Here is a 26,198-nt window from a genome sequence, read left to right as displayed (position 1 = left end):
TGCCATGCAGGTTTTCAACCGTCGTCCAGTGGCGGGTGTGCGCCCACTCGCCCTTGCCGTGCTCCTGTGCACCCTGAGTCTTGGGACCAACGCCGCCCTTGCCTTACCCACGGAAATTCCCCTCAGTCCCGATCGTCAGGTGGCGCTGGGCCTACGCCTTGCGCCAGTCCAGGCGGCAAGCTCCCGCACACTCGTGCTACCAGCGCAGGCCATGGTGCCGGTGCAGAATCAGTGGCTGGTCAGCAGCCCCACTTCGGCCTTTGTGCAGGCTGTCCTCGTGGACAACGGCAGCAGCGTCAGGTCGGGTCAGCCGGTGCTACGCCTTCAGGGAAGCGATATAGCCCTGCTTCAGCGCGAGGCCAGTGACGCCCTGGGCCGCCAGCAACTCGCCGCGGCCCAACTACAGCGCGACGAGATGCTGTTCAAGGAAGGCATCATTCCCCTGAGCCGACTACAACAAAGCCGCCTGTCCGCCGCCGAGTCGAGCCGGGTATTGGCAGAGCGGCGTCTGGCCCTGCAGGCCCTGGGGGGCAGCGCCGGTATCAACGGTGAGGCCGTGCTGCGGGCCAAAGGTGCAGGACAGGTCACCGAGCTCGGGGTGGTCCCTGGCCAGCGGGTGGACCCGGGACAGAGTCTGATGCGCATCGTCGATGTCGCGGCCCTCTATCTGGAGATGGCGGTTCCGGTCGGCCAGGCGGGAGAGATCCCGGTGGGCGCGCGCGTCGAAATCCCGGATAGCCGGACCGTCGGCCGTATCCAGAGCAAGAGCCTGAGTCTTGGCCCCGGTCAGGAAGTGCGTGTGCGGGCCAAAGTGGAACGGCTAGGAAGTCTTCTGGCTGGGCAGACGGTGAGCGCGATGGTCCTGCTCCCGGTTCCTGCCAAGAGCTGGCGGATCCCCGCCAGCGCCATCACCCAGATGGAAAACCAGAGCGTGGTCTTCGTCCATCAGGCCAAGGGCTTCCGGGTAGCACCCGTAGAGGTCCAGGGTCGGAGCAATGGCGAAGCCGTGGTGACCGGCGCGCTGCGTCAGGGTGAGCAGGTGGCAGCGGCGGGCGTCATCGCCATTCAAACCGCCGCCGGCGAGGTGCACCCGTGAACGCACTCCTTGCCCTTACCCGTGCCGCCCTGAGTCAGCGTCTCTTGGCGCTACTGCTGCTGCTTGCCCTACTCGGGGCGGGTATCGTGGCCTGGCGTAGCCTGCCCATCGATGCCTTTCCCGATGTCTCGGCGCCGCAGGTCAAGATCATCCTCAAGGCCCCCGGCATGACCCCGGAGGAAGTGGAAACTCGCGTGGTCCTGCCCGTGGAACAGGAGCTGCTGGGCATTGCCCGCGAAACTCAGGTGCGCTCCCTGTCGAAATACGGCATTGCCGATATCACCGTGGATTTTCAGGAGGGGACCGACATCTACTGGGCTCGCCAGCAGGTGGGGGAAGCCTTGGCCAATGTCCGCGGTGACCTGCCCGCCGGCACCCAGGGGGGGCTCGCGCCCATCGCCACCCCCCTGTCCGACGTCTTCATGTTCACCGTCGATGGCGATGCCAGCCTCGCCGCAAAGCGCGATGCCCTACAGTGGATCATCCGCCCACAGTTGCGCACTCTCCCCGGAGTGGCCGATGTCAACATGCTTGGTGGCGACGTCCGCGCCTTTGCGGTGGAGCCCGACCCCGCCAAACTGACGGCCTTTGGCATTAGCCTCGACAGGCTGCGCCAGGCCTTGCAGAGCAACAATAGCAACGACGGGGCGGGGCGCGTGGAGGAGGGCGAATTGACCCGTATCGTGCGCGTGCAGGGCGCGTTTCGCAATGGCGACGACATTGCCAACACCGTCGTCGCCCAACGCGCAGGTCAGACCTTGCGTGTCCGCGACCTGGCCGAAGTCCGGGAGGAAGCCCTCACCCGCTACGGAGTGGTCACCCAGGACGGACGCCACGAAGCCGTGGAAGGCATCGTCGTCGCCTTGAAGGGTGCCAATGCTTCCCAGGTGATCCGGGGCGTCAAGGCACGGCTGGCCGAAATTGCCCCGCGACTGCCCCAGGGCATGACCGTGCACTCCTTCTATGACCGTAGCCAGCTGGTGGACCGCGCTGTGGGCACGGTCAGTCATGCGCTGCTCGAGGCCATCGTGCTGGTGGTGGTGCTACTACTGATCTTTCTGGGCAACTGGCGCGCAGCCACCGTGGTGGCGGTGACCATACCCTTGAGCGCCCTGGCCACCTTCATCCTCATGAAAGTCACTGGCCTCAGCGCCAATCTCATGAGCCTCGGCGGACTGGCCATTGCCCTGGGCATGCTGGTGGATGCCGCCGTGGTGGTGGTGGAAAACCTCGTTCACCACCTCGCCCACGATCCAGGACGCCCGCTGGACCAGGACCGCGCGGTGGGCCAGCGCCTCGACCGCATCCTCCACGCCGTACGCGAAGTCGCAGCACCCGTCACGGCTGGGGTAGGTATCATCGTCATCGTCTTTCTGCCTCTGCTGTCCCTGGAGGGTCTGGAAGGAAAACTGTTTCGCCCGGTCGCCCAGACCATCGTCTACGCCTTGGGTGCCTCCCTGCTCATCGCCCTGACCCTGGTTCCGGTCCTGGCCTCGCTCCTGCTGCGGCAGGGCCCTGCGGAGGATCCCTGGCTCGTGCGCCGGCTCAGTCACATCTACACCGGCGTATTGGACTTCGCCTTCCGTCACCGCGGCCTGGTGTATGCCACGGCCGTGCTCGCCCTGCTCGCAGCGGGCATCGCCTATACCCGCATCGGCAAGACCTTCATGCCCACCCTGGATGAGGGCGATGTCATCGTGCAATTGCAGACCCTTCCCTCCATCTCCCTGGGAAGTGCCGCAGCTCTGGACCTGCAGGTAGAGAAGGCGCTCCTGGATGGCGTACCGGAGATCCGCTCGGTCATCGCCCGTAGCGGTGCCGACGAACTGGGACTCGATCCCATGGGCCTCAACGAAACGGACATGTTCACCGTACTCAAGCCCAGCAAGGAATGGCGCGGCGACAAGGAGAGCGTGATCGCCGCCATGCGTCGGGTCCTGGACGGCTTTCCGGGACTCGATTACAGCATCACCCAGCCCATCGAGATGCGGGTCGCGGAGATGCTCACCGGTTCCCGTGGCGACTTGGTGGTGAAGATCTACGGACCCGACATCGCCCAGCTCGGGGAGTTGGCGCAGAAGGTGGCTGCCACCCTGCGTGGACTGCCCGGGGCCGCGGAAGTCCTGGCAGCACGGCCTGAAGGGGTGGAGTACCTCAACGTCGAACTGGATCGACTGGCCATGGGTAGGGCGGGATTCGATGCCAGCACGCTCGAGGGAGACTTGCGGGCGCTTCTGGAGGGACAACCCCAGGGGACGCTACTGGAGGGGGTCCGGCCCGTGCCCATCCTCCTGCGCGCGGGCGAGGCCTTGCGCAGTAATCCCGAAGCCTTCGCTTCCGTGCGTGTCGACAACGGTCAAGGCGTGAGCTACCCGCTGCAGAATCTCGCCCACCTGCGCGCGATCCAAGGGCCGGTCCAGGTGGCCCACGAGAATGGCAGCCGCTTCGCGGCGGTGCAGGCCAATGTCAGCGGTCGCGACCTGGTGGGTTTCGTCGACGATGCGCGACGGGCCGTGGCCAAGGCCGTGCCCTTGCCGCCGGAGGTCCATATCGAGTGGGGCGGCCAGTTTGAAAATCAGCAACGGGCCGCGGCGCGCCTCGGTCTGGTCGTCCCCATCGCCCTGCTGCTCATCTTCGTGATCCTGCTGACGACCTTTGGATCCCTGCGCCAGTCCGCATTGATTTTCATCAATATTCCCTTTGCCTTGGTGGGCGGCGTCATCGCCCTGTGGGCCTCGGGCCTCTATCTGTCGGTACCGGCTTCCGTGGGTTTCATCGCCCTCCTGGGTATCGCCGTACTCAACGGGGTGGCACTGGTCAGCCATTTCAACGAGCTTCTGGAACGCGGTCTACCCCTGGTGGAAGCGGTGCGCACCGGAGCCCAGCGGCGCCTGCGACCGGTGATGATGACGGCAAGCATCACGGCACTGGGGCTCATCCCCTTGCTCTTTGCCACGGGCCCCGGATCCGAGATCCAAAAACCATTGGCGGTGGTGGTCGTAGGCGGACTCCTGAGTTCCACCGCCTTGACCCTGATCCTTTTGCCCCTGCTCTTCACGCGCTTCGGTCTGCCACCGCAGAAACCGGATTCGGGCGCCAAGGGGCAGTCCCAAAACCGTGAGGCAATCCTATGACCATACGACACATCACCCAAAAACTGGCGGTATGGGCAAGTGCCGGCCTTTTCAGTGCTGGCCTCTCGGCGGGCGCTGCGGCCAACCCCCCGGAGTTGGAGGCTCCCGCCTTACCCCCACCCGCAGCTCTGGCCAGCTCCAGCGGCCTGCGACTGCCAACGACCACGGCGCTGGAGCCCATCCTCCAACGCTTGCCAGCCACGGCAGCGGCCGAGGCCGCAGGGCAGGCGGCGCAGGCGCAGGCCGCTGCCCTGCGCCGCGGTAGCGACGAGTTCAGCCTCTCCAGCCAGGTGCAGAGCCGCGAGATTCGCAGTGGCCCCGATCAGGGCCGCTATACGGAATGGCAGTTGGGCGTGCAGCGTCCCCTGCGCTGGCCCGGACAGGCGCAGGCCGATGGGGTCGTCGGCGAGGAACTGGTACGACAAAGCCGAATCCAGATCGGCGATGCCCGCCACGAGAACCTGCGCGAGATTCTGCGGATGCTGACCAAGGTACAACGCGATGCAGGCCTCGCGCAGCTTTCCAGCGACGCCGTAGCCCTCCTACAGACCCAGGTCCGGATCGTGGAAAAGCGCCAGGCCGCCGGTGACGCCAGTCTTCTCGAACGGGATCGCCTCCGCGCCGAGGCAGCCCAAGAGGAGGCCATGGCCACTCAGGACCGGGCACGCGCCGAGGCCTCCCTGGCCACCTGGCACAGTCGTTTTCCGGAGCTTCCGCCACAACCCCAGGCGCACATCCAACTCGAGTCCCTGAGCGGCAGTTCTACGGATCTGCTGCACGACTACCTCGAGCACAACCACCAGTTGCTCCTCCGGCAATCGCAGTGGCAACAGGCCATGGCTCTGGCGCGTCAGGCCCGTGCGCAGGAGTGGCCACAACCCACCCTCGGCGCATACCTGGGTTCGGAGCGTGGCGGCAACGAGCGCATCGTCGGGGTGCAGTTGTCCATACCCATCCCCAGCGGCAGTCGCAAGGATCAGACCGCTGCGCGCACGGCCGATGCCACCGCTGCCCGGGCGCGTCTGGCCGAGACCCGGGAGTTCCTGCAAGGCGAATTCCTGGCCCGTCTGCGGGAGTCACAGGGACTTGCCGAGAGTGTGGCGCAACTGGAACGCGCCTATGCAGACCAGTGGCGCGCGGCGCAGCGAGCGCAGAAGGCCTATGTCCTGGGGGAGAGTCCCTTGAGTGACTGGCTGCAGTTACGTCGCCAAAGTCTGCAGACGGCTCGCACCCTGGTGCAGACGCGCTTCGAGGCCGACGCGGCACAGGCGGAGCTGTTGCTGGACAGTCACCAACTCTGGGCGCTGGCAGAACCGGCAGAGGCGCAGATGACCACGATGGAGACACCGGTTCCCTGAAACCCCGCCCCGTCGGGCTCAGGCCAGATCCTGAGCCTGATGGGCTTCCAGACTTTTTTCACCGTCCTCCACCCGGAATATCCAGGTCGTCGACAGGCCCAACACACTCACGGCGATCATCAGCACGAGCACTCCGGACACTCCCACCTGCGCCTGCACGATGGGCAGCAGGAAAACCCCCAGGGTTGCGCCGCCCTTGGCTACGGCCGCGGCAAAGCCCGAACCCGTCCCCCGGAGCTGAGTCGGAAAAAGCTCCGCCGGCAGGACGTAGGTAGTGCTGTTGGGGCCCATGTTCATGCAGAGATTGAAAACGATGAAACCGATGAAGACGAGTACCATGTGGGCGCCGGGGCCACCGGGCAGGATGCTCGCCAGAAGCAGTACGGACATCCCCAGGGCCATGCCGCCAAAACCCAACAACTGCATGCGGATCCGCCCAAAGCGCACTACCGCCCAGATCCCCAGCAGGAAACCCAGCAGGAGAAAAAGATCGATGAAACCGCTGCCCAGCGTCAGCGCGCGGGTGCGCGCCGCAAGATCCCCGCTACCACTACCCAGGTGCATGGCCGCCAGAAGCACGGCGGTAAACATTCCCACGCCGTAGGTGGCCATATCCATCAAAAACCAGGGCACGGCGCTCAAAAGGGTACGCCGACGGTAGGCCTTGGCAAAAAGCGCCGAAAAAGGCGGCCGCTGGTCATCTCGGGGAATACGCGCCGCGTGCAGGCGGGTATCGGCAAGCCGGGTCGCCATGGTCTCCAGTATCTGACGGTCCTCCGGCAGGATGCGCATGATGGCGTGGACCGCCTCGCGATTGCGGCCCTGGCTCATGAGCCAGCGTGGACTCTCGTCGAGGTGCAGACGGGCGATGAGGAAGAACGCGGCAAGGACCGCCTCGGCCACGAAAAAGAGGCGCCAGACGTCGGCGGCCGCGTGCAGGTGCAAAAGACTCAGCACGACGAAGGCCGCGAGGATCATACCCACGGACTGGCTGGCGATGGTAGCCACCATCATCCGCCCGCGGGCCCGTTGCGGCATGGTCTCGGCCACGTAGCTGCTGCTCACCGGAAAGTCCATGCCAATGGCCACGCCCACCAGGGTCTGGGCCAGGATCAGCAGCGTGGGAGTCCAGGCCAGCGCCGCCCCCAAGGCAGCCAGTACGAGCAGGAACATATCCAGCAGGAAAACGGCCTTGCGCCCGATGCGATCGGCCAGCCGCCCGCCACCACTGGCCCCCAGCACCGCACCCGCCACGAGGCCCGCCCCCAGAAAGGCCAGTTGCCACGGAGTGAAGGCCATTTCCCGTTGTACCAGCGGGACGGCCATGCCCAGCATGAATACCGACAGGCCATCCAGCAGCGTCCCCCCCGAAGACAGCAGCCAAGCAAGGTAGTGGGGCAGACGCAGTGGCGCCTGGTCCAGAAGTTGGATGAGGCTGGCGTGATCCGGATGCACCACGATCCCCGGGGCGAGTCGCGTGCCGTGGTTTGCGGTCTCGGCCACGGTACTCATCCGCAGATCTTCGCCGGGATCATGGCATCCTCGTCAAAACGATAGACGGCACACAGGCGATGATAACCATCGGCAATGATCAGACGCGTGGCGCGCGGATCGCGCACCAGCAGCAGGGGCGACAGGGCAATACCCTTGCGGATTTTGCGGACGTCCTTCTGCACGTGCGAATTGCTGACACCCAGCAGCGAGGCGCCGGAAGCGCGAAAGATATCCTTGGCGTAAAAACGCGTCATATCCGCACGGACAAGGTCGGCAACCCATTGCGCCGCATGTGCTGGATCGAAGAGCAAAGACAGGTAGGACTGTGCCGCGGGATAATCGTGGCCCTCCGGTTCTTCCAGCCAGACGACCGCGGCGGATTTTTTCGCCATCCATCCCTCCCAGTATTTTTCTGTACGTATGTCTTGAGGGTAACATAGTATTCCGTCAGAACAAGCGCGTCGTCGCGTCGCTACCGTCCCTTCCCAAAGCGACCGCTTGTGCTATGCTCAAAGCGGTACAAGGCAAGAGAGGGAGAGCGATGGCGCGTGCAAGGCTAGCGGCAGGGATGGAGGATGACGCCATGGCCATCCTCGAGGCGCGCCACGCCGACCCTTTTGCCTGGCTCGGCCAGCACGCCCTCAACGGCGCCTATGTGCAACGGGTGTTCCTGCCCACGGCCAGCCGAGCCGAGATCGTCTGGGCCCAGGGGAGTCAGACGCTGGAGCAGGTGCACCCGGCCGGACTCTTTCAGGGTCGCAGCAGCGAGCCCCTGCCCACCCCCTACCTCCTGCGCTGGCAGGATCTGCGCGGAGAACACCAGCGCCACGACCCTTACACTTTTTTGCCTTTTCTTTCCGACCTCGACATCCACCTTTTCAATGAAGGGCGGCTCCTTGCCGCTTACGCCCATCTGGGTGCCCACTGTCGGACCCTCGAAGGGGTCGACGGGGTCAGTTTCGCCGTCTGGGCACCCAATGCCGAACGGGTGAGCGTGGTGGGAGATTTCAATGGCTGGGACGGACGCGCCCACCCCATGCGCTCGCGCGGGCAAAGCGGCCTCTGGGAGCTTTTCATCCCAGATCTCAAGGTGGGCGAACTCTACAAATTCGAGCTACGCCACCGGGAAACCGGTCTGGTCTTCACCAAGACCGATCCCTATGCCCAAGAGTTTGAACTACGTCCCAGCAATGCCGCCCGCGTCACCCGCTCCACCTTCCAGTGGCAGGATGAGGCCTGGCTTGCCGCGCGTGCCCAAAGCGACTGGCAGCACGCTCCCATGAGCATCTATGAGGTGCACCTCGGTTCCTGGCAGCGCGACGAAGAAGGCAATTTCCTGAATTATCGGGTGTTGGCCGAGAGACTCGTGGACTACTGCCAGCGGATGGGCTACACCCACATCGAACTCCTGCCGGTGATGGAGCACCCTCTGGATGAGTCCTGGGGCTATCAGGTGAGCGGCTACTTTGCCCCCACCAGTCGCTTTGGCACGCCCGATGACTTCCGCTACTTCGTCGACCATTGCCATCGCCACGGCCTCGGCGTCCTGTTGGACTGGGTACCCGGTCATTTTCCCAAGGACGACTGGGGGCTGGCCCGCTTCGATGGCAGTGCGCTCTACGAGCACGCCGATCCTCGCGAGGGTGAACAGAAGGACTGGGGAACCTACGTCTTCAATTTTGGCCGGAACGAGGTGCGCAGCTTTCTCCTGAGCAACGCCTGTTTTTGGGCCGACCGTTTTCATGTCGATGGCTTTCGCGTGGACGCCGTCGCCTCCCTACTCTATCGCGATTACTCGCGCAAGGAGGGCGAGTGGATTCCCAACCGCTATGGTGGCCGGGAAAACCTCGAGGCCATCGATTTCCTGCGGGAACTGCACGTCGTTCTCAACGAACGTTTTCCAGGTATTCTCAGCATCGCCGAGGAATCCACTGCCTGGCCCATGGTCTCTCGCCCCACCTATGTCGGCGGGCTCGGCTTCTCCATGAAGTGGAACATGGGCTGGATGCACGACACCCTGGCCTACATGCACGAGGATCCCATCTACCGCCGCTATCACCAGGACAGTCTGACCTTCAGCCAGATCTATGCCTACACCGAAAACTTCGTCCTGCCCCTGTCCCACGACGAGGTCGTTCACGGCAAGGCTTCCCTGCTGGACAAGATGCCCGGAGACACCTGGCAGCGCTTCGCCAATCTGCGTCTTCTGCTCTCCTATCAGTTTGCCCATCCCGGCAAGAAGCTCAACTTCATGGGCAACGATCTCGGCCAGGGCCGCGAGTGGGACAGCAGCCGCAGTCTCGACTGGCAACTCCTGGAGGTGGACTGGCACGCGGGTGTGCATCGCCTTTTTGCCGATCTCAATCGTCTGCACCGGGAAAGGACGGCCCTGCACGATCAGGACTTCGCCCCCGAGGGGTTCCGCTGGATCGATTGCCACGATGCGGAGCAGTCGGTGCTCAGCTTTCTCCGCTGGGATCGCGGTGGGGGTTTTGTTGTCGCGGTTTTCAACTTCACGCCCGTGGTGCGCCGGGACTACCGCATCGGCGTCCCGGCCGGCGGGCGCTATGCCGAGATCTTCAACAGCGACGCCGAGGTCTACGGCGGCAGCAACGTGGGAAACTGGCCGCAAGAGGCCACGGCAACGGCGTGGATGGGCATGGAACACAGCCTGCTACTGACCTTGCCGCCACTGGCGGCCGTTTTCCTCAGCCGGCAGGAGGAATAGCGCCGTGGCGGCCATCTACCTGCTGATAGCCTTCGTCGCGGGCGTGGCCGAGCTTTTCACCGGTACCTTTTATCTGGCGGCCGTCGCCCTAGCCGCACTCATCACCCTGGGTGCCAGCACCTTCGTCCGTCCGGATTTCCTCCATTGGGTTTTCCTCGCGGCCTGCCTGTTCACCATACCGGCGACCATGGCCTTGCGGCATCGTCTGGCGCGCAGGGCCAGCGGCATCGACGATATGGATCTCGGTCAGACCGTCGCCATACTCAGCGGTCCCGACGCACAACAACGGTATCGCGTGCACTACCGCGGTAGCGAATGGTCGGCGGAACTGGAAACGGGTAGCGCCTGCCCCGGCGATCGCGCCGTCATCGTCGCCAAGGAAGGCAACATCCTCAAGCTTGCCGTAGTGTCCCCACCACAGGAGCCTCTATGCCCGCCTCACTGATCGTCATTCTGGTCGTCCTGTTTGCTGCCTTTCTCCTGCTGCGCACCATCATTCAGGTGGTCCCGCAGCAGCGCGCCTGGGTCGTGGAACGCCTCGGCCGCTATCATCGGGTCCTGGGCCCGGGTCTGAATCTGATTTTTCCCTTTATCGACCGCATCGCCTTTCGCTTCGACATGCGCGAAGTCCCCATGGAGGTGCCGCCTCAGGTGTGTATCTCCTTCGACAACACCACCATGACCGTGGATGGTGTGCTCTACATCCAGATCACCGACCCCGTGAAGGCGGCCTACGGCTCCAGCAACCCTTATACGGCGGTGATCCAGCTCGCTCAGACCAGCATGCGCTCGGAGATCGGCAAGCTGCATCTGGATCAGGCCCTCTCCTCACGTCAGCTCCTCAATACGGCCGTCGCCAATGCCGTGGATGAAGCCGCCCTGAACTGGGGCGTCAAGGTACTGCGCTACGAGATCAAGGACATCACCCCGCCAGCGGAGATCATCCGCGCCATGGAATTGCAGATTACCGCCGAGCGGGAAAAACGCGCAGTCATCGCCAAGTCCGAAGGCCAGCGACAGATGCAGATCAACACCTCAGAGGGCCAGCGCCAGCAGGAGATCAACATAGCCGACGGGCGCAAACAGGCGGAAATCCTGCGCGCCGAGGGCGAGGCCAAGGCCATTCAGTTGGTGGCACAGGCCACCGCCGAAGCCATCGGTGTCATCGGTGCTTCGGTGGAAGGACCCGGCGGCATGGAGGCCCTGCAGATGCAGTTGGCCAAGGACTACATCGAAAAATGGGGGAACCTGGCCAAGGCCGGCACCTCCCTGGTCATTCCCTCGGACATGGGTAATGTGGGGGCGCTGGTGGCCACTGCCCTGTCCATCGTCCAGACCAAGGATCGCGCCAACGGCGCCGCACCGAAAGCCTGAGCGGACGCCATCCAAAAAAACCGGGGCCACCGGCATCCGGTGGCCCCGCGCACTCGACTTCAGGCGCCCGCAAGGACGCCCGCGGCCAGGTCCTTCAGATGGCCATGCCCTTCTCTTCCATCATCCGCTCGATACGCGGCCCCAGAATGACCTCCATGGCATAACCCATCTTGGTCCCGGGGACGACGATGGTGTTGGTGCGGGACATGAAACTGCCCGGAATCATCTGCAGGAGATAGGGGAAGTTCTCATCCCGCCGGTTGGCGAAGCGGATGACCACCATGCTCTCATCGGGTGTGGGGATATCCCGGGCAATGAAGGGGTTGGAGGTATCCACCATGGGTACCCGCTGGAAGTTGATGTGTGACCGGCTGAACTGCGGCGTGATGTAGTGGATGTAATCGGGCATCCGCCGCAGAATGGTGTCGACGATGGCCTCGGCGGAATAGCCGCGCTGGGCATTGTCGCGGTGAATCTTCTGGATCCACTCCAGATTGACCACGGGGACGACGCCCACGAGCAGGTCCACATAATTGGCGACGTCGTGCTCCTCGGTTTTCACGCCGCCATGCAGACCCTCGTAAAACAGGAGATCGGTGTTTTCGGGGATGGGCTGCCAGGGGGTGAAGGTACCGGGCGCGCTGCCACGCAGTTCCGCCTCTTCCTCATCGTGCACGTAGTAACGCATGCGACCGGTGCCCGTCTCACCGTACTGCCGAAAGAGATCCTCCAAGGCAGCAAAGTCGTTGCCCTCGGGGCCAAAGTGGCTGATGGTCTTGCCTTCCGCCGCCGCCTTGGCAATGGCTTCCCGCATCTCCGCGCGATTGTAGCGGTGAAAACTGTCCCCTTCGATGACGACGGGGTTGATCTTCAGACGCCGGAAGATATCGTGAAAGGCGTGCTTCACCGTGGTGGTACCTGCCCCCGAAGAGCCGGTGACCGCAACGACAGGATGCTTCTTGGACATCGAGGAACTCCTTTGAGGTTAGAAAAGGTGGGGCCAGGGCGCCACGTCCCGTCTGCCCTTTGCATCGGAGTGTAACATCCGCATGCAGGCCCTCAAAGACCGAGGTTGCGGGCGATGGCGAGGGTGGCTTCGGCCTGATTGAGGGTGTAGAAATGCAGGCCCGGCGCGCCCTGGTCCAGCAGCAGGCGACATTGCCGACTGGCCACCTCGATGGCCAGCTCCGCTTGCGCACCTGGATCGTCGGCAAAGCTTTCCATCCGCCGGCGCAGAAACTGTGGAATCTCGGCACCACACTGCGCCGAAAAATTGGCAATCTGCGCGTAGTTGGTCATGGGCATCACGCCTACGGTGATGGGAACATCGACGCCGCGGCGGGCGAGGTCGTCGCGCAACTGCAGGTAGGCATCGGGATTATAGAAATACTGGGTGATGAGGCCCGACGCACCCGCCTCGACCTTCCGTTGCAGATACTCCAGATCGGCGCGGGCATGGACGGCCCTGGGGTGAAACTCTGGGTAAGCCGCCGCATAGATCTGAAAGCCGCCAAAGGCACGAATGTAAGCGATGAGGTCCAGGGCCTGGTGGAAAAAACCGGGATCTTCCCGATCCGGGGGCAGGTCGCCGCGCAGGGCGACGATACGGCGTATGCCCAGTTCCCGGTAGTGTTCGAGGATGGCGCGGATGCCCGCTTCCGTGGATCCGATGCAGGTGAGGTGGGGTACGGCCTCCAGCTCCGTATCCCGAGCGAGCATGGCCACCGTCGCCAGGGTCCGCTCCTGGGTGGAGCCGGCAGCACCGTAGGTGACGGAGGCGTAATCGGGACGCAGCGCCTGCAGCGCCCCGATGGTCTCGCGCAGCTTCGCCTCACCCGCCGGATTTTTCGGTGGAAAGAACTCCACCGAAAACTCGCAACGGGTAGCCATCAGTAGCGGTACGCGTCGTTCTTGTAGGGGCCGTCCACGGGCACCCCCAAGTAGCGGGCCTGCGCCTCCGTCAAGCGGGTAATGACCCCAGCAAAGCCTTCTACCATGTAGCGCGCCACCTCCTCGTCCAGGCTCTTGGGCAAGACCGTCACGCCGATGGCCTTGGCCTTCTCCTCTTCGGGCAGGTGGGCAAAGCCCGCCGCGTAAAGGTGCATCTGCGCCAGCACCTGATTGGCAAAGGAGCCGTCCATGATGCGGCTGGGGTGACCCGTGGCATTGCCAAGGTTCACCAGGCGCCCCTCGGAGAGCAGGATCAGGTAGTCATCATCGCCGAGATCCACCTTGCCCCCCGCCGGAATCTGGCGGTAGACCTTGTGCACCTGGGGTTTGACCTCTTCCCAGGCCCAGTGCTTGCGCATGAAGGCCGTATCGATCTCGTTGTCGAAATGGCCAATATTGCAGACCACGGCTCCCTTCTTGAGCGCCTTGAGTATTTCCGCATCGCAGACATTGACGTTGCCGGTGGCCGTAACCAGCAGGTCGATCTGCCCTAGGAGGGAACGATCGATGCAGTCCGGTGTACCATCGTTGATACCGCCGACGTAGGGCGAGACGACCTCGTAGCCGTCCATGCAGGCCTGCATGGCGCAGATGGGATCCACCTCCGTCACCCGCACGATCATGCCTTCCTGGCGCAAGGAGGCCGCGGAGCCCTTACCCACGTCACCATAGCCCATGACGAGAGCACGCTTGCCCGAGAGCAGGTGGTCCGTCGCGCGCTTGATGGCATCGTTGAGGGAGTGGCGACAACCGTACTTGTTGTCGTTCTTGCTCTTGGTCACGGAGTCGTTGACATTGATGGCGGGGATGCGCAGCTTGCCTTCCTTGAGCATCTCCCACAGACGGTGGACGCCGGTGGTCGTCTCTTCCGAGACCCCGTGGATGTCGCGCAGGAGATCCGGATACTTGTCGTGGAGCAGGCCAGTGAGGTCACCGCCATCGTCCAGGAGCATGTTGGGCCGCCAGCCCTCGGGACCCCGGATGGTTTGCTCCACGCACCACCAGTATTCTTCCTCGCTCTCGCCCTTCCAGGCAAAGACGGGAATACCAGCGGCAGCAATGGCGGCCGCCGCCTGATCCTGGGTCGAGAAGATATTGCAGGACGACCAACGCACCTCGGCACCCAAGGCCACCAGGGTTTCGATGAGCACCGCCGTCTGGATCGTCATGTGGATGCAGCCGGCGATGCGGGCTCCCTTGAGGGGCTGCTCGGCCCGATATTTGCGGCGAATGGCCATGAGCGCCGGCATTTCCGTCTCGGCGATGGCGATTTCCTGACGGCCCCAATGGGCCAGGGAAATGTCGGCAACCTTGTAATCGTGGTGTGTCTGCAGCACAGCATTCATGGTCGATATCCTCTGGTCATGAAAGCGAGCGCCGTTGGAAGGAAAGACCGGATCGAGCCTGACTTCATCGGGCACCTTCGCGCAGGGGGAAGGTGGACGAAGCTGCAGCGCCCCTCGACCACGGTGGCGGGTGGGCCGTGGCCCACCCCACCTTTTTACCTCAGGCCGGCGGCCTCCCGCAAGCTGGCCGCCCGGTCCGTACGCTCCCAGGTAAACTCCGGTTCCTCACGACCGAAGTGGCCATAGGCTGCGGTCTTGCTATAAATGGGACGGAGCAGGTTGAGCATCTGGATGATGCCCTTGGGCCGCAGGTCAAAGTGTTCCCGCACGAGCTTGGCGATCTGGTCATCGTCGATGACGCCGGTGCCAAAGGTATCCACCATCAGACTCACGGGCTGGGAGATGCCGATGGCGTAGGCAATCTGCACCTCGCAACGTTTGGCAAGGCCGGCAGCGACGATGTTCTTGGCGACATAGCGGCCGGCGTAGGAGGAAGAGCGATCCACCTTGGAGGGGTCCTTGCCAGAGAAGGCGCCACCGCCGTGACTGCCCTGGCCGCCGTAGGTATCGACGATGATCTTGCGACCCGTCAGCCCACAGTCCCCCACCGGCCCGCCGATGACGAAGCGGCCTGTGGGATTGATGAAGTATTTGGTGTCCTTGTGCAACATCTCCGGGGGCAGGACCGGTTTGATGATCTCTTCCCGCACGGCATCCACCAGGTCGCCGTGGCTGATCTCCGGACTATGCTGGGTGGAGAGCACGACGGCGTCGATGGCCACCGGGCGCGAGCCCTCGTAGCGCACCGTCACCTGGCTCTTGGCGTCGGGGCGCAACCAGGGCAGACGCCCATCCTTGCGCACCAGAGCCTGCCGTTCCGTGAGGCGATGGGCAAAGTAAATGGGCGTGGGCATGAGCACATCCGTTTCGTCGCAGGCGTAGCCGAACATCAGACCCTGATCGCCAGCACCCTGGTCGAGATCGAGACCACGGCCCTCGTCCACACCCTGGGCGATATCCGGGGACTGTTTGCCCAGGGTCTGCACCACGGCGCAGGAGGCCCAGTCGAAACCCATCTCGGAGGAGTCGTAACCGATGCGGCGCACCGTCTGGCGGGCGACATCGGCATAGTCCAGCTGCGCCGTCGTGGTTATTTCACCGGCAAGGACGATGAGGCCGGTGGTGATGAGGGTCTCTGCCGCCACCCGTCCATAGGGATCCTGGGCCAGGATGGCATCGAGAATGGCGTCGGATATCTGGTCCGCGACCTTGTCGGGATGACCCTCGGAGACGGATTCGGAGGTGAAGAGATAATTCTTGGGCATGCAGAAATCCTCGCGCAATGGCCTTTCACAGGACGGGTGAGCGGCTGCGACTATAGCAGAGGACGGCTGCGCAACGAAGTGAAAGGCGCTCAGACAGGCGACAAATGGCCTTCATGGGGGACTGGGCAGGGGCCCCACGACCTCAGGGCTTGGCGGGCCCGATGATGGGGAACGCGCGATGACGGCCGGAACCGCCCCAGAAGTACGAAATGCCGCCGGTGACCTGTACATCGTTCAGCAGACCATTGTGGGGCACGGGGTTGTCGAAGAGCATCTGATCCTGCACATCCAGACGCAGACCGAAGTGATCCCCCAGCAGATGCTGATAACCCACCCCAAAGATGGCGACGGGATTGGTCACCCGCCCGGCCGCGGTACCAAAGACATTGCTGGATGCACCGAGGCCCAGGGAGAGGTAGGGCGTGTTGGGTCCGTTGAAGGCGTAGAGATTGCCGATGACGGCACCACTGTACTGCTTGGCACTTTGGCCGACGGGCTTTTGCAACTGGGCAAAGGCTGCGGCAACCTGAGCCTCGATACCGAGGTGGGCATCCACCCTCTGACCGACGCGCAGACCCAGTACGGGGGCGTGGTCGTTGCCACCCAGACCGCTGCCGGAGTCGAGCCAGGTGTTACCGCCGAAAAGGTCGACGTACGCCCGATCGGCGGCGCTGGCAAACACCGGCACCGCCAGGAAACACAGGGCCGCAAGCCCAAGGCGCAAGGACATCCGCACGACCGCCACTCCCGAAACCGCCACGTCGATGGAAAACTGGTATCATTGTAATGCGTCTTAGATAAAAATACCACAGCCTTACGTTCTTTTTGACAGAAATCCAACAAGGAGACTCCATGCCCACGATCGTCTGCGGTTCCCTGGCCTACGACACCATCATGGTCTTTCAGGACCGCTTCAAGGCGCACATCCTGCCGGATCAGGTGCACATGCTCAACGTATCCTTCACGGTACCCGAGATGCGCAAGGATTTTGGTGGATGTGCCGGCAACATTGCCTACAACCTCAAGCTCCTGGGTGGGGAACCCCTCATCGTCGGTACCGCCGGGCAGGATTTCGGACCCTACGCCGAACACCTACACGCCTTGGGCATCGAGACCAGCCACATCCGCATCCTGCCCGAGCAGTACACGGCCCAGGCCTTCATCACCACGGACCTCGACGACAACCAGATCACCGCCTTCCACCCCGGTGCCATGTTCTCGTCCCAGGAGAACCGCCTGTCGGGACGGGTACCCGCTGGAACCCGCTGGGGTATCGTCGCGCCCGATGGCCTGGCGGCCATGGTCCAGCACCTCCAGGACCTGGTGGAGGCTGGCGTGCAGACGATCTTCGATCCCGGTCAGGGGCTGCCCCTCTTCGACAGCGACACCCTGCGCACGCTCGTGGAAAAGGCCGACTACCTCACCGTCAACAGCTACGAGTGCCAGTTGATCCTGCAGCGTACCGGGTGGGATCTGGACACCCTGCGCGGCAAGCTCAAGGCCCTGGTGGTGACCGCCGGCGAGGAAGGCTCCACCATCCACACCCAAGGCGAGCACATTGCCATCCCCGCCGCCAAGGCACGCCAGGTCGTCGATCCCACGGGCTGCGGCGACGCCTACCGGGCTGGCCTGCTCTACGGTCTGGAGCATGGTTGGGACTGGCCCACCTGTGGTCGGGTGGCCTCACTCATGGGTGCCTACAAGATCGAGAGCGCGGGGACCCAGAATCACCACTTCGACCTGCGCGACTTCCGCGCGCGCTATCGCGACAGCTTCGGCAGCGATCTACCCGGCTGAAGGTGCAGCGGGCGGGCCGGCATGGGTGGGCAGATCCTCTGCCTCCCAGACGTGATACCCGCCGCTGAGGTTATAGACTTCCACGAAACCCATGTCCTTGAGGGTGCGGGCCGCGAGCAGGGAGCGCGTGCCACTGTCGCAGTAGAGCAGGACGCGGCGATTGTGGGCGCGGGCAAGTTCCGGGTGGCAGCGCAGGTAGTTGGGGTCGGCCAAGGCCTCCAGATGGTCGCGTGGCGCGTGAACGGCACCGGGCAGGCGTCCGGCCTCATAGTCCTCACGCTGCCGGACATCGACGACGAGGACGTCATCACCCATCTCGAACCAACCCTGTACCGTCTCGCAATCCACCTCGGGCACTTCGGCCCGGGCGGCGTGGATGAAATCGGCCAGGCTTTTTTTGCTGGTCATGCTGTACCTCCTGGGCTATGCGTGGATGGTCCCTGGGCCTCGTCAACGACGCCAGTAGGCGGCCAGCAGCAAGGCCTCGGGCACCAAGGTCTTGATGGCGGCTGGAATCTCCAAGGTCAAACCCGGCCGCGGCTTGATGCTGACCCAAAGTAGATTGGTGCGAAAATTGAAGTCGGCAAAGACGACCCAGGCGCCGTAGTGCTGAAGGACGGCGTTGACGATACGCAGGGTATTGCGTTGCTGGGAGCCCGATCTGTCGCGCAGTCCGGGGATGATCATGCGAAAATCCGCAAGACACCGGCCCTCTTCGTCGCGACTGGGTACCCGTCGCCACAGGGGTTCCTCGGGCAGCAGGGCAGGGCCATCGGAACGCTGCAGGCCGCGGTAACCGTGGCGCTGGGCGATGGACTTGGCTGGGGTTTTCATGGCCGAAACCTCCATGGGCAACCCACCCAGTCTGCCGGCCCCGCGTGCCGTGCGCAAGTTTCAGCCGGCGCGGGCCGCGTCGGCGCTGATGATGCGGCGGGCCTCGGCGGCATCGGCCCAATCCTTGAGCTTCACCCACTTGCCGGGCTCGAGATCCTTGTAGTGTTCAAAGAAATGCCGGACCCGATCGCGCAGGTCCGTGGGCAGATCGTGGACGTCCCGTATCGCCTCATAACCAGCGGCGAGCTTGCCGTGGGGCACCGCGACGATCTTGGCATCCACTCCGCTCTCGTCTTCCATCAACAACACCGCCACCGGCCGGGCGCGCAGGACCACGCCCGGAGCCACGGCCTGGGGCGCCAGAACCAGCACGTCCGTGGGATCGCCATCATCGGAGAGGGTATTGGGGATGAAGCCGTAATTGAGGGGATAGTGCATGGACGTGAAGAGGAAGCGATCCACGAAGACGGCTCCCGAGGCCTTGTCCACCTCGTATTTGATGCTGGAGCCCTGGGGAATCTCGATGACGACGTGAATGTCGTCGGGCAGGGCGCGGCCGGCGGGGATGTGTTTGAGGTCCATTAGCTATCACTCCTTTCGTTGCGAGATCAGAAGATATGGCGGTATTCGCGAAAAGGTTACGGCACCGCCGTGGAAGGCTGGCGCGCGGCAAAGGCGCGCCGTACCCGCTCCAGGTCATCGGCGGTATCGACGCCGGTCACGGGCGCCTGCTGCGCTCGGTGCACGAAGATGCTGTACCCGCGTTCGAGAATGCGTAATTGCTCCAGGGCTTCCATGTCCTCCAGCGCGGAGGCGGGCCAGGAGGCGTAGTCCTGCAGAAAGGCCTGGCGATAGGCATAGAGACCCAGATGGCGCCAGTGGCTCCCTGGCGCCGGCAGGGTTGTGGAGGTCGGGGGGAAGTCGTCCCGCCGCCAGGGAATGGGCGCCCGCGAAAAGTACAGGGCACGACCATCACCCGCCAGGGCCACCTTGACGGCGTGCGGATCCAGGAGTTCCTCCGTTTTTTGGATGGGCACCGCCACCGTCGCCACGGGTGCGGGAACGGCTGCCAGCAGCTTTGCCACGGCACGGATGAGTGCCGGATCCATACCAGGCTCATCCCCCTGCAGATTGACGACGATCTCTTCGTCCCCAAGGCCCAGAAGGCGTGCCGCCTCCGCCAGTCGCTCACTACCGCAGCGGTGCGTCGTCGCGGTCAGCAAGGCCTCACCACCGAAGCGGTGAATCCGCTCGACGATCTGCGGGTCATCGGCGGCAACCACCACCCGTTCGGCACCACTTTCCAGGGCACGGCGGCGTACCTGCTCGACCATGGGCAGGCCAGCGACGTCCAGCAGGACCTTGCCGGGCAGGCGGGTGGAGGCCAGCCGCGCCGGGATGAGGACGGTGAAGTTCATGGTGGCGGCGATCCGCTAAAGGGCTGGGCTTCGTCCAGGAGCAGGACGGGAATATCGTCGAGAATGGGAAACAGGAGCTGGCAACGCTCACAGCAGAGAGCCTCCCGCTGGCGACAGGGCCGGAGCGTACCCTTGCACTGGGGACAGGCCAACAGGTCCAGCAAACGGCGATCGATGCTCATGGGACTCTCCCGGAAATTAGGACCGCTTCATTATGGCCGAATGCAACCAATCCCAGAAGGCCGATTCGGGCTCAGCCTCGGTGAGCAACACCCAATCGTCCGGCCCGGCGAAGCTTGCGCATTTTACGGCATCCTTGGCCGTCATGACGAGGGGACGGGGGATAGCCTGCAGGTCCTCGGGGCGGAAGGCGTGGTGATCGGCAAAGGCATAGAGACGCGTCTCGACACCCAGCGTCTTCAGGGTTTGCAAAAATCGCTCCGGTCGGGCGATGCCGGTGACGGCACTGAAGCGCCGACCGCGCCACTGCCGGGGGTCGATGCGCTGCCCGGCATCTCCCAGGCGCTGCGCGCCCACCACCTGCAAGCGGTAGCGAAACTGGGGGAGGGTCGGCGGCAGAGGCAGACTGCCCACAGCCTCATCCAGCAGCACGGCGTCGGCCTGCTCCCAAGCAGAGCGTGGCTCGCGCAGCGGCCCGGCGGGCAGACAGCGACCGTTGCCCAGGGGCCGTGCGCCAGAAAACACCAAAAGACGCAGATCCGCACGCAAGGCCAGGTGCTGAAAGCCATCGTCCAGAAGCGCCCAGCGAAAACCTGCAGCAGCGGCGGCAGCGATACCGGCATGTCGCCGCGGGCTGAGATATACGGGCAGGGTCTGGGCCAGCAGGAGTGGCTCATCGCCCGCCCGTACCGAGGTGTCGTCCGGATTCACGCGATAGGGCAACTCCGGTGGATGAGCACCGTGCCCTCGGCTCACCACGGCCACGGCCACGCCCCAGTCCTGCATGCGGCGACCGATGGCCAGGGTCAAGGGCGTCTTGCCATTACCGCCCACCGTCAGATTGCCGACCACGAGACTGGGTAGCGCCCCCCCCCGGCCGCGCACGTGGCGCCGGCGCCAGCCCGCCAGGGCACAGGTCAGGGCCCCCAGCGGCCGCAAGGCGTTAACCAACGGCCCGCCGCCATACCACTCTTGTTCGAGGCGCTGACGCAGACCCACGGCCTACCAGTCGAAGACCCGTTGCAGCAGTTCCGGCAGGCGCGCACCGGCCTCACGCCGTACCTGCCAGAACAGTCGCCGCAGGGCGTCGCCGCGCTCACGCGCTCCATGGGCGTCGCGCCACATGTCCCACCAGTACGACAGCACTTCGGCATGCCCGGAGGGGCGGACCAGAACCGGGGCGAGATCCACCGTCGTCGGCAGCTCCAGTTCCACCCTTGGCGCCATGGAACAGGGCCGCCCCCCGGCAAAGAGCTGCCAGGTCAGCGCCGGGCTGAGCGCCTCGGCGTGAATGGCGGTGGCGGCAGCCGCCAAAGCTGGGCGCCAGCGGGGAGAATCCACCCAAACCACGCTGCCGGGCGTGAGGGGGCTGCGATCCCAGCGGGATAAGGCGGGCAAAGTGTCCAGACCCACGCGGGACTCGAGAAAAAGCAGGGCTTCGTCGTGATGGGGCCAGGCCTGCCAGGCGCTGATCCAGGCCGGCAGATCCCGAGGATCGAGCCCCGTCACCCAGAACAGCGCTTCGCTGCGGGAACCCAGGGCGAGACTGCGAAAATTGGGCTCGACCTGGGCGATGGTGATGAGGCTTGCGAAATCCACCGGCGCTTGCAGCACCGTAGCGCGTAGACCCTGCGTCTGCCAGCGTTGCCACTGGCCCAGACTGCGGGGATAAATGGCCTCCCAGGGAGCGCTTCCCGCCGGGGCAGCCCGGGGGGCCTGCGGCTCGCTTGCCACGGCCAGGGCCGACACCCCGGCACGTTCCAGTTGCTGCTGCCAGCCCGGTCGCACCGTGCCACCCACGGTCATGGCCCGCAGGGGGCGCAGGCGTTCCAGACTGCGGCGCAGTGCCGTGGGATGATCGCAGGGCCCAAAACCGAGACCCAGTCGGGGAATACCGTTGGCCATCTGCGCGAGATCTTCCGGCTCTTCCTCGAAGGTCAGGGCCACGCGCAGATCCCGACGTTTGTCGGTGATGGCCCGCGCCAGCTCCAGGGCCAGCTGCAACTCCTCGGCATCGGCGTAGGTCTGCAGCCACAGCAGCGGGCCCCGCTCTCCCGGTGCGCGCAGAAATCCCCAGCGGCCATTGGCCTGCGCCCGGCGTCCGGCGCGTGCGTCCTGCCAGGAGCTCCAGCGCGCGCGCCAGAAATTGCCTCCGTAATAACTCATGGTCACTCCCCGGGCTCGATCCGCTTCCGGCTTCCGCCCCTTTCCCGGCAGGGTCGGCGTCCGACTAGTGCATCGGCGCGCTGACGCATGCGGCGTAGGGTATCCTCCAACTGGCGCGTCAACTCGTCCGCGGCGGCGGGCGACTGATTCCTGCCTACCCAGACCGGCTCTCCCCAGAGCGCCAGGGCGCGACTGCCGGGACGCGGCAAGAGAAAACGATCCCAACTGCCGAACTCCCAGGCCCAACGCGCCGAAAAGGTCACCGGCACCAGGGGCAGGCCCGACAGACGCGCCAGGTCCACTACCCCAGCCTGCAGCACTTCCCGCGGCCCGCGGGGACCATCGGGCGTGATGGCAAGATCGTACCCCTCCCGCGCCGCGCGCAGCATACCCTTGGCACCGCGCACCGCGCCCCGGCGGGTAGAACCGCGTACCGCGCCAAAGCCCCAGTGGGCCATGGCGCGGGCAATCAACTCGCCGTCCCGATGATCGCTGATGAGAATCTTCACCCGCCGGCCACCGACTTCCCGATACAGGCGTGGCAGCATGGCGAGGCGTCCGTGCCAAAACACGAGGATAAAAGGCTGACCACGGGCGACCAATGCTCGCACCCCCTCAGCACCCTCTTCCCGCCAGCGCAGACTACGACCGATGCTACCGAGAATCAGGGCAGCCAGCCAGGCGGCAAGGTCCAGGGACCGACCGGACAGACGCATCAGGCAAACGCTGCGGACATGGGCAAAGGTGGAACGGCAGCGGCGCGCTCGGCTTGCGGCATCAGTGGCTACTGGTCAGCGTGGCAAAGCTGATACGCGTCAGTCCGGCTTCCTGGGCGGCATCCAGCACGTCCACGACGTACTGCTGGGTGGCGTTGCGATCGGCGCGCAGCACGATCACCCGCTCGGGATCCTTGGCCGCCAGAGCCTTGAGGCGAGCGGCAAGCTGCGTCATGGAGAGCGTTTGGTGATCGATGCTCACGGCGCCACTGGCGGCCAGGTCGATGACGATGGGAGACTTGGGCTCGCCGGCGGCAGCCTGCTGTGCCTTGGGCAGTTGCATGGACAGGTGCGACTGGTGCACGAAGCTCGTGGTCACCATGAAAAACAGGAGCAAAACGAGGACGATGTCCACCATGGAGATGACATTGATCTCCGGTTCTTCGAGACTCGGTCGGCGAAAATTCACGCCTTGCCTCCACCCAAGAGGTTGATGAGCTTCAGCGCCTCCTTTTCCGTCGCCAGCACCAAGGTCTCCACCCGCCCGCGAAAATACCGATAGAAGAGCAGACTGGGGATGGCAACGCTCAGGCCGCCCGCGGTGGTGATGAGGGCCTCGGCGATGCCACCGGCCAGGGCCTTGGGATCACCCATGCCCACCATACCGATGGCCGCAAAGGCATGCATGATGCCGATCACCGTACCCAGGAGCCCGAGCAGGGGCGCCACCCCGGCGATACTGCCGAGAAAATTCAGGTAGCGATCCAGGTGCGCCACCTCCTGCCGTCCCGCTTCCTCCACCATCTCCTTGATGACGTCGCGCGGTTGGCCCGCCTGTTGCAGGGCGGTGAGGAGGATACGGGCCAGGGGCGTGTCGTTCTCGTACAGGATTTTCACCGCCTGCTGCACCTTGCCTGCCTCCACCAGTTCACCGACACGCTCCACCAGGCCGCGCGGCGCAATGCGGGCCCGCCGCAGCACCCAGAGGCGATTACCCGCTATGGCCAGGGCGATGACCGCGGCCAAGAGGAGAATGGGCAGGACAAAGCCCCCAAGGCGAAACAATTCCCACAAGTCGTGCACGCAAGCTCCCACGAGTCGTTTTGGACAGCGTGAAATATAGCAACATTGCCCGCGCGTCGCGAGGCGAGTCCGCACTTTTTTGTTTACGGAATTTGCCAATAGGCACGCGGCTTGCTGCTCGCGAGGGCCAGACGCCCATGGCCGTAACTCCAGAGCGTGCTCCCACCCTCGCCAAGATAATGGATGCTACTGCGCGGGGCCGCTCCCTCGATCCCTTGGCGCTGCCAGGCGCTCAGGGTAGCCGGCGCCAGAATCACGCGCAGACCCCGCAGGTTCTTGCGATGCAGGAGACGCTCGCTGGCGGCCTCGTCCATGTCACCCAGGATGAGCACCTGTGCCGGTCGCGGTAAGGCGAGGATACAGGGCTGGATCGGCGCCGCTTGCCAGAAGCGCAGGTCCGGCGGCGCCCGATCCGGGAGACAATGGTCGACAACCGCATCCGCCAGCGAAGCATCCCGCGTCCCCGGTGGCAGAAAGATCCGTGCCGCCGGCGGCTTCTTGCTGGGGCTGGACAGATCGCCGCGCACCCACAGACCAAGACGCGCGATGCCCGCACGCTGGAGGCGGGCGTCGATGCCGGCAGCCGCCGCCCGCTGGCTCTCCTTGTCCCAGAGATTGGCCGTGTACAGACCGCTTTGGCGACCCTGTTGCCAGAAAATGGCCATGCCGCTGCCCGCCGGGATTTCCTCGAGTTGCAGATCCTCTGCCGCGGGGCTCGGAACCAGGAGGGGGATGAAGCCCAAAAGCCCGACCCAGCGGTGCGGCCAGCGCGGTGGCAGCAAAAAGGTGGCAAAGGCGAGGGTTGCGGCCGCTATGGCCCAGTAACGCCCCTGCCCCGTGGACACCCGCGCCCAGGGAATCTGCAACAGGGCATGCAGCAGCGCCGACACCCCTTCCATCTCCACCGCCACCAGGCGAAAGATCACCCGATATAGCCACTCCCAGTCGAACAGGGCAAACAGTGCGCCGAGCAGGGTCAGAGGCACGGCCACCACTTCCACCAGAGGAATCACGAGGATGTTGGCCAGGGGTGAGATGAGCGACACCATGCCGAACAGGGCGGCGATGAGGGGTAGCAGGACGACGGAAATGGTCCATTGACTCTGCAGCTGCCGCCGCCAGTTGCCCTCTTCGAAGCCGATGAGCAACAGGACACTCACGGCGAGGATGGACAGCCAGAAACCCAGATCGACCACGTTGCCCGGGTTGGCCAGCACCATGGCGGCGATGGCGGCGGCGAGCCCGGCCCAGGCGCTGTGCCGCCTGCCCAGCAGGGCCGCTGTGGCCGCCGCCGTGATCATCCAGGCCGCCCGCTCCCCCGGTGTCTGCATGCCGGCTATGAAGGCGTAGACCCAGGCCATGGGGATGCCCGCAAGGATGGCCACCTGCTGCGCCGGCCAACGGGCGCACCACGGGGTGCGTCGCCACAGAAAGCGCCAGAGCAGGACCCACATGCCCGTCACCACCGCGACGTGGGATCCGGATATCACCAACAGATGGGCGGTCCCGGTATCGCGGTACCATTGCCAGACCTCGGCGGGGATCTGGTTCCCGAGACCGATGCTGAGCGCCTGAACGTAACCGGCACGGCTGCGGCTGAGGGCGGCATTGCTGCGCTCGAGGATGGTCTGCCGCAGCCGGGCGAGGAGATCCAGGGGCGACCCGGAGGACGGTGGGGAAAGCTCGGCGTGGAGGATCTTGCCGGTGCCCTGCACACCATCCCAGAAGCGCTGTCGGGCAAGATCCAGATACGGGCTCTGGCGCAGGCTCGCGAGGGATTCCGTGCGCACCAAAAGGCGCCAGGCCTGAGCCGGAACGGGCGGCTCCGGCAAGGCGCCGTGCAGCTCCAGGAGCGCCGGGGGATGGGCCAGTGGCCGACCGTCGAGGCGAATTTCCGAAGGGGCCAGACGAAAACGATACTCGCGCTGCTGCAGCTGCGGAAAACCGTCGATCCGGCCGCGGATTTCCAGCTCCTTCCCCGCCGGCAGCACCTGCTCCAGTCGCTCCAGGGCCTGGACGCCGCTCCACAGAAAGGCCGCCGCCGCGATGCTGAGGAGAAGCGCCGGACGCCAGCGCCAGGCAAGAACCAGGCCGATCCCGAAAAGCAGGAATGCCGGTACCAGCGGTGGCAGGCTGCGCCACAGCTGAAAGGCCGCGACACCGGTGAGGATGGCGAGGCTCACCGCCAACATGCCCGGC

Annotated in this window: 25 protein-coding genes and 1 riboswitch; of the genes, 7 read left to right on the top strand and 18 right to left on the bottom strand. The window is 64.7% G+C overall.

Going from position 1 to position 26,198, the window contains the following annotated elements:
• Positions 1-4 precede the first annotated feature (4 nt).
• From ACAty_RS01885 to ACAty_RS01875, 3 genes are read left to right on the top strand one after another with little or no spacing between them, the layout of a single operon-like run.
• A complete protein-coding gene (locus tag ACAty_RS01885) occupies positions 5-1,096 on the top strand; it encodes an efflux RND transporter periplasmic adaptor subunit (RefSeq protein ID WP_038471512.1) in 1,092 nt (363 codons plus the stop codon).
• Positions 1,093-4,230, top strand: coding sequence for an efflux RND transporter permease subunit (locus ACAty_RS01880; RefSeq protein ID WP_004870425.1), 3,138 nt, complete (start codon positions 1,093-1,095; stop codon positions 4,228-4,230). Before ACAty_RS01885 ends, ACAty_RS01880 begins: the two co-directional genes overlap by 4 nt.
• A complete protein-coding gene (locus tag ACAty_RS01875; protein WP_004870424.1) occupies positions 4,227-5,588 on the top strand; it encodes a TolC family protein in 1,362 nt (453 codons plus the stop codon). The genes ACAty_RS01880 and ACAty_RS01875 overlap by 4 nt, the downstream gene beginning before the upstream one ends.
• A gap of 18 nt (positions 5,589-5,606) precedes the next feature.
• Here the strand turns inward: ACAty_RS01875 and ACAty_RS01870 are convergent, their stop codons facing one another.
• Both ACAty_RS01870 and ACAty_RS01865 read right to left on the bottom strand, forming a co-directional pair.
• A complete protein-coding gene (locus ACAty_RS01870) occupies positions 5,607-7,100 on the bottom strand; it encodes an MFS transporter (protein ID WP_004870423.1) in 1,494 nt (497 codons plus the stop codon).
• Complete coding sequence (locus ACAty_RS01865; RefSeq protein WP_004870422.1) at positions 7,097-7,474, bottom strand: hypothetical protein; 378 nt, start codon at positions 7,472-7,474, stop codon at positions 7,097-7,099. The genes ACAty_RS01870 and ACAty_RS01865 overlap by 4 nt, the downstream gene beginning before the upstream one ends.
• A 149-nt stretch (positions 7,475-7,623) precedes the next feature.
• Here ACAty_RS01865 and glgB point away from each other — a divergent pair, with 149 nt between their 5' ends.
• From glgB to ACAty_RS01850, 3 genes are read left to right on the top strand one after another with little or no spacing between them, the layout of a single operon-like run.
• A complete protein-coding gene (gene glgB, locus ACAty_RS01860; RefSeq protein ID WP_038471509.1) occupies positions 7,624-9,810 on the top strand; it encodes a 1,4-alpha-glucan branching protein GlgB in 2,187 nt (728 codons plus the stop codon).
• Between the two features lie 4 nt (positions 9,811-9,814).
• Positions 9,815-10,255 carry an NfeD family protein gene (locus tag ACAty_RS01855; protein WP_004870418.1) on the top strand — a complete coding sequence of 147 codons (441 nt, stop codon included), beginning with the start codon at positions 9,815-9,817 and terminating at the stop codon, positions 10,253-10,255.
• Positions 10,240-11,184, top strand: a complete 945-nt coding sequence (locus ACAty_RS01850) for an SPFH domain-containing protein (protein ID WP_004870416.1) — start codon at positions 10,240-10,242, stop codon at positions 11,182-11,184. Before ACAty_RS01855 ends, ACAty_RS01850 begins: the two co-directional genes overlap by 16 nt.
• Before the next feature lie 94 nt (positions 11,185-11,278).
• On the opposite strand, the gene ACAty_RS01845 is transcribed toward ACAty_RS01850, so the two are convergent.
• From ACAty_RS01845 to ACAty_RS01825, 5 genes are all read right to left on the bottom strand, one after another.
• Complete coding sequence (locus tag ACAty_RS01845) at positions 11,279-12,151, bottom strand: phosphoribulokinase (protein WP_004870414.1); 873 nt, start codon at positions 12,149-12,151, stop codon at positions 11,279-11,281.
• Positions 12,152-12,243: 92 nt separating this feature from the next.
• Complete coding sequence (metF, locus tag ACAty_RS01840; protein WP_004870413.1) at positions 12,244-13,074, bottom strand: methylenetetrahydrofolate reductase [NAD(P)H]; 831 nt, start codon at positions 13,072-13,074, stop codon at positions 12,244-12,246.
• Complete coding sequence (ahcY, locus tag ACAty_RS01835; protein ID WP_014002237.1) at positions 13,074-14,480, bottom strand: adenosylhomocysteinase; 1,407 nt, start codon at positions 14,478-14,480, stop codon at positions 13,074-13,076. The genes metF and ahcY overlap by 1 nt, the downstream gene beginning before the upstream one ends.
• Before the next feature lie 19 nt (positions 14,481-14,499).
• A riboswitch (S-adenosyl-L-homocysteine riboswitch) is annotated at positions 14,500-14,602 on the bottom strand.
• A gap of 33 nt (positions 14,603-14,635) precedes the next feature.
• A complete protein-coding gene (gene metK, locus ACAty_RS01830) occupies positions 14,636-15,805 on the bottom strand; it encodes a methionine adenosyltransferase (RefSeq protein ID WP_004870405.1) in 1,170 nt (389 codons plus the stop codon).
• A 142-nt stretch (positions 15,806-15,947) separates the two neighbouring features.
• Positions 15,948-16,535, bottom strand: coding sequence for an outer membrane beta-barrel protein (locus tag ACAty_RS01825; RefSeq protein WP_226047773.1), 588 nt, complete (start codon positions 16,533-16,535; stop codon positions 15,948-15,950).
• Positions 16,536-16,657: 122 nt separating this feature from the next.
• Here ACAty_RS01825 and ACAty_RS01820 point away from each other — a divergent pair, with 122 nt between their 5' ends.
• Positions 16,658-17,602, top strand: coding sequence for a carbohydrate kinase family protein (locus tag ACAty_RS01820; RefSeq protein ID WP_004870399.1), 945 nt, complete (start codon positions 16,658-16,660; stop codon positions 17,600-17,602).
• Here the strand turns inward: ACAty_RS01820 and ACAty_RS01815 are convergent.
• From ACAty_RS01815 to ACAty_RS01765, 11 genes are all read right to left on the bottom strand, one after another.
• Positions 17,591-18,010, bottom strand: a complete 420-nt coding sequence (locus ACAty_RS01815) for a rhodanese-like domain-containing protein (protein ID WP_004870398.1) — start codon at positions 18,008-18,010, stop codon at positions 17,591-17,593. The genes ACAty_RS01820 and ACAty_RS01815 overlap by 12 nt on opposite strands.
• A gap of 42 nt (positions 18,011-18,052) precedes the next feature.
• A complete protein-coding gene (locus ACAty_RS01810; RefSeq protein ID WP_226047747.1) occupies positions 18,053-18,436 on the bottom strand; it encodes a hypothetical protein in 384 nt (127 codons plus the stop codon).
• A gap of 60 nt (positions 18,437-18,496) precedes the next feature.
• On the bottom strand, positions 18,497-19,018 hold the full coding sequence (ppa, locus tag ACAty_RS01805) for an inorganic diphosphatase (protein ID WP_004870394.1): 522 nt from the start codon (positions 19,016-19,018) through the stop codon (positions 18,497-18,499).
• A 56-nt stretch (positions 19,019-19,074) separates the two neighbouring features.
• Positions 19,075-19,854 (bottom strand): 3-deoxy-manno-octulosonate cytidylyltransferase, encoded by a 780-nt coding sequence (gene kdsB, locus ACAty_RS01800; protein WP_004870392.1) that lies wholly within the window; start codon positions 19,852-19,854, stop codon positions 19,075-19,077.
• Positions 19,851-20,036, bottom strand: coding sequence for a Trm112 family protein (locus ACAty_RS01795; protein WP_004870390.1), 186 nt, complete (start codon positions 20,034-20,036; stop codon positions 19,851-19,853). Before ACAty_RS01795 ends, kdsB begins: the two co-directional genes overlap by 4 nt.
• Positions 20,037-20,052: 16 nt before the next feature.
• Positions 20,053-21,033 carry a tetraacyldisaccharide 4'-kinase gene (gene lpxK / locus ACAty_RS01790; protein ID WP_004870388.1) on the bottom strand — a complete coding sequence of 327 codons (981 nt, stop codon included), beginning with the start codon at positions 21,031-21,033 and terminating at the stop codon, positions 20,053-20,055.
• Between the two features lie 3 nt (positions 21,034-21,036).
• On the bottom strand, positions 21,037-22,200 hold the full coding sequence (locus ACAty_RS01785; RefSeq protein ID WP_004870387.1) for a hypothetical protein: 1,164 nt from the start codon (positions 22,198-22,200) through the stop codon (positions 21,037-21,039).
• 2 nt (positions 22,201-22,202) lie between these two features.
• A complete protein-coding gene (locus tag ACAty_RS01780) occupies positions 22,203-22,916 on the bottom strand; it encodes a lysophospholipid acyltransferase family protein (RefSeq protein WP_004870385.1) in 714 nt (237 codons plus the stop codon).
• 61 nt (positions 22,917-22,977) lie between these two features.
• Positions 22,978-23,385, bottom strand: coding sequence for an ExbD/TolR family protein (locus ACAty_RS01775; protein ID WP_004870383.1), 408 nt, complete (start codon positions 23,383-23,385; stop codon positions 22,978-22,980).
• The gene (locus ACAty_RS01770; protein WP_004870381.1) at positions 23,382-23,999 is read right to left on the bottom strand and encodes a MotA/TolQ/ExbB proton channel family protein; all 618 of its coding nucleotides are present in this window, start codon (positions 23,997-23,999) and stop codon (positions 23,382-23,384) included. Before ACAty_RS01770 ends, ACAty_RS01775 begins: the two co-directional genes overlap by 4 nt.
• An 83-nt stretch (positions 24,000-24,082) precedes the next feature.
• The gene (locus ACAty_RS01765) at positions 24,083-26,191 is read right to left on the bottom strand and encodes a ComEC/Rec2 family competence protein (RefSeq protein WP_004870379.1); all 2,109 of its coding nucleotides are present in this window, start codon (positions 26,189-26,191) and stop codon (positions 24,083-24,085) included.
• Between the last annotated feature and the right edge of the window lie 7 nt (positions 26,192-26,198).

The organism is Acidithiobacillus caldus ATCC 51756 (assembly GCF_000175575.2).
Lineage (GTDB): Bacteria > Pseudomonadota > Gammaproteobacteria > Acidithiobacillales > Acidithiobacillaceae > Acidithiobacillus_A > Acidithiobacillus_A caldus.
This window is presented reverse-complemented; position numbering and strand designations above follow the sequence as displayed.

What these genes read in the sequence shown, in the direction of transcription:
- ACAty_RS01885 (WP_038471512.1), top strand. Translation starts at nt 5, where the DNA reads ATGCAGGTTTTCAACCGTCGTCCAGTGGCGGGTGTGCGCCCACTCGCC.
- ACAty_RS01875 (WP_004870424.1), top strand. Translation starts at nt 4,227, where the DNA reads ATGACCATACGACACATCACCCAAAAACTGGCGGTATGGGCAAGTGCC.
- ACAty_RS01870 (WP_004870423.1), bottom strand. Translation starts at nt 7,100, where the DNA reads ATGAGTACCGTGGCCGAGACCGCAAACCACGGCACGCGACTCGCCCCG.
- ACAty_RS01865 (WP_004870422.1), bottom strand. Translation starts at nt 7,474, where the DNA reads ATGGCGAAAAAATCCGCCGCGGTCGTCTGGCTGGAAGAACCGGAGGGC.
- glgB (WP_038471509.1), top strand. Translation starts at nt 7,624, where the DNA reads ATGGCGCGTGCAAGGCTAGCGGCAGGGATGGAGGATGACGCCATGGCC.
- ACAty_RS01850 (WP_004870416.1), top strand. Translation starts at nt 10,240, where the DNA reads ATGCCCGCCTCACTGATCGTCATTCTGGTCGTCCTGTTTGCTGCCTTT.
- ACAty_RS01845 (WP_004870414.1), bottom strand. Translation starts at nt 12,151, where the DNA reads ATGTCCAAGAAGCATCCTGTCGTTGCGGTCACCGGCTCTTCGGGGGCA.
- metF (WP_004870413.1), bottom strand. Translation starts at nt 13,074, where the DNA reads ATGGCTACCCGTTGCGAGTTTTCGGTGGAGTTCTTTCCACCGAAAAAT.
- ahcY (WP_014002237.1), bottom strand. Translation starts at nt 14,480, where the DNA reads ATGAATGCTGTGCTGCAGACACACCACGATTACAAGGTTGCCGACATT.
- metK (WP_004870405.1), bottom strand. Translation starts at nt 15,805, where the DNA reads ATGCCCAAGAATTATCTCTTCACCTCCGAATCCGTCTCCGAGGGTCAT.
- ACAty_RS01825 (WP_226047773.1), bottom strand. Translation starts at nt 16,535, where the DNA reads ATGTCCTTGCGCCTTGGGCTTGCGGCCCTGTGTTTCCTGGCGGTGCCG.
- ACAty_RS01820 (WP_004870399.1), top strand. Translation starts at nt 16,658, where the DNA reads ATGCCCACGATCGTCTGCGGTTCCCTGGCCTACGACACCATCATGGTC.
- ACAty_RS01815 (WP_004870398.1), bottom strand. Translation starts at nt 18,010, where the DNA reads ATGACCAGCAAAAAAAGCCTGGCCGATTTCATCCACGCCGCCCGGGCC.
- ACAty_RS01810 (WP_226047747.1), bottom strand. Translation starts at nt 18,436, where the DNA reads ATGAAAACCCCAGCCAAGTCCATCGCCCAGCGCCACGGTTACCGCGGC.
- ppa (WP_004870394.1), bottom strand. Translation starts at nt 19,018, where the DNA reads ATGGACCTCAAACACATCCCCGCCGGCCGCGCCCTGCCCGACGACATT.
- kdsB (WP_004870392.1), bottom strand. Translation starts at nt 19,854, where the DNA reads ATGAACTTCACCGTCCTCATCCCGGCGCGGCTGGCCTCCACCCGCCTG.
- ACAty_RS01795 (WP_004870390.1), bottom strand. Translation starts at nt 20,036, where the DNA reads ATGAGCATCGATCGCCGTTTGCTGGACCTGTTGGCCTGTCCCCAGTGC.
- ACAty_RS01785 (WP_004870387.1), bottom strand. Translation starts at nt 22,200, where the DNA reads ATGAGTTATTACGGAGGCAATTTCTGGCGCGCGCGCTGGAGCTCCTGG.
- ACAty_RS01780 (WP_004870385.1), bottom strand. Translation starts at nt 22,916, where the DNA reads ATGCGTCTGTCCGGTCGGTCCCTGGACCTTGCCGCCTGGCTGGCTGCC.
- ACAty_RS01765 (WP_004870379.1), bottom strand. Translation starts at nt 26,191, where the DNA reads ATGTTGGCGGTGAGCCTCGCCATCCTCACCGGTGTCGCGGCCTTTCAG.